Below are 1,914 nucleotides of genomic sequence, written 5' to 3' on the forward strand. Positions count from 1 at the left end.
TATGCCGCAAAGTGGGGCGTGCAGATGGCGGGAATGAATTTTCAAACACGCTCTAGAGCGGTAAGCTGCCGTTTTGCAACATACAGATGGATAAAATGAATGATCAAATACTATCCGGGGTGCCTGGCTCCTCTTCAAACTTCAATTGCAATTTTGGATATCTCACCTGTTGTATATTTTCCATGTATACCTTACAATAAGCTTCTTCCGATTCATCCCGATACCCTTCAAAACAAATATCCTTAATGTCTTCTTCATTAAAAAAATACATCTGCTGATCTGTCTGCCCTACCGGATATACACATGCCGCATAATCAAAATAGCCGATTGTCCCTTCATTGTTATACAATGGAACTCGATTTATAATCATTAATTTCTGCTTTCCTTGTTTTAGTATCACTACGCTTCCTATCGGCAATATTTTTTCCATCATGTTTGTCTTCCTTTCCTAATCAAATTATCCAAATAATGCGCCAAGAGACTGGAATGGACTTGCTATTGCATTACCAATATCACTAAAGGCATCCCCTATTCCCGACACAACATCATTAACCTTATCTGCTACATAATCTGTGGCTTTCTGAACACCGGATACTACATCATCCCAGTTATCATATACATAATCAAACACCATATTGCCAACAGTTGTAATTGCTGCTCCGGCAACAAATCCTATTGCTGCACCAGCCACTGTACCTGCTCCCGGAATTACTGAGCCTACAACCGCCCCTATTTTCGCACCAGCCGCTCCACCGGCAAGTCCAATTCCTACGTGAGCCCCCGTCTTAACAAAAGCATCCTGGGTACTTTCCCCGCTAAATTTCATTGCTGCAAAATCTATAATCGCGCCTATAATTGGCAAACCGTATTTCGCACCAGCCTTTAATGCATTTCCGCCTTTAACCATAGCTGCTGTCGTTTCTGCCACATTAGGATTGATAATTACAAATGCATTTTCACCGGAGCTTCGGGCAACTGAAGTTAAAATATTAATTTCCCCAGCAAACCTGCCCAAAAAGGCGCCACTGCTTTTCAAAAAGGAACCAGCTACATCTGATCCAAGATTTGACTTAAAATCATTCCAAAAATCTGCCTTATCCCCTTCCTGGGACTCCATACTTATATTCGAAGCTGGCAAAGCATCCGGTATCACTTTTAAATTATTTTTACTTCCGGATATTTCTTTTTCCGTCTGCTCATACAGCTTGACAATTTCTGACAAACCGCCTCCAAGAGTTTTCACATGATTAAACGAACGCTGAGTCTCATCATTTATTTGTTGTAAAGTACGTTTTATATTGTAGGAATAAGAATTCTTCAAATATAAATTTCCTTTTACTTCGGAAATGCCTGTTTTTATATCGTTTAAATCTCTTTCTAATTTCTGAAATGAAGAAATCTGTAATTTTAGTTTTAGTGGCATAACTTCCAGTTCTCCCATAAAAATCCTCTCCTTCTTTCTTTGAATAGCTTTAAATGTACACAAAATCCAGCAAATGCAGTTGCACTTGCTGAATTCTTAAACTAATATTATAGGTTCAAAGCTATTCATAAGCATTCTCACTCATATTTCCAATTTTCTCGCCCAGTGGATTATCCTTGACCTTGTCCAGGATATAAGCCCGAAATTTAAACTCTTCTTCATCTTGCATTCCCATATAGAAAACTTTATCTATATCTTCATTATTAAATAAAAAAGTTCTTTCCAGATCCAATATACCTTCCGGATAGAGACAACCACAATAATCATATAATTTACGTTCTCCTTCATCTGTACGCATTTGAATACGTCCGCAAATCATAAGCCTTTTTGATGCCTCTTTTAATAGTACTACTGAGCCAATCGGCAAAAAATTTTTCATCTGATTATCTCCTCAAATTTATATTTTAATTCCATGGGAAAATATGTAACTC

4 protein-coding genes are annotated in these 1,914 nt (G+C 37.9%); 1 reads left to right on the top strand and 3 read right to left on the bottom strand.

The window, feature by feature from the left end; genetic code table 11:
* A partial coding sequence (locus tag ACH2DQ_RS09200; RefSeq protein ID WP_395026488.1) for a DUF6783 domain-containing protein occupies positions 1-99 on the top strand: 99 nt, incomplete at its 5' end.
* Between the two features lie 4 nt (positions 100-103).
* Here the strand turns inward: ACH2DQ_RS09200 and ACH2DQ_RS09205 are convergent.
* From ACH2DQ_RS09205 to ACH2DQ_RS09215, 3 genes are all read right to left on the bottom strand, one after another.
* Positions 104-433: a DUF4176 domain-containing protein gene (locus ACH2DQ_RS09205; protein ID WP_394910818.1), complete on the bottom strand. Its 330-nt coding sequence runs from the start codon at positions 431-433 to the stop codon at positions 104-106.
* Positions 434-457: 24 nt separating this feature from the next.
* Positions 458-1,441 (bottom strand): hypothetical protein, encoded by a 984-nt coding sequence (locus tag ACH2DQ_RS09210; RefSeq protein ID WP_394910817.1) that lies wholly within the window; start codon positions 1,439-1,441, stop codon positions 458-460.
* Between the two features lie 103 nt (positions 1,442-1,544).
* A complete protein-coding gene (locus tag ACH2DQ_RS09215; protein WP_394910816.1) occupies positions 1,545-1,862 on the bottom strand; it encodes a DUF4176 domain-containing protein in 318 nt (105 codons plus the stop codon).
* Positions 1,863-1,914 lie beyond the last annotated feature (52 nt).

It is taken from the genome of Robinsoniella sp. (assembly GCF_034124845.1).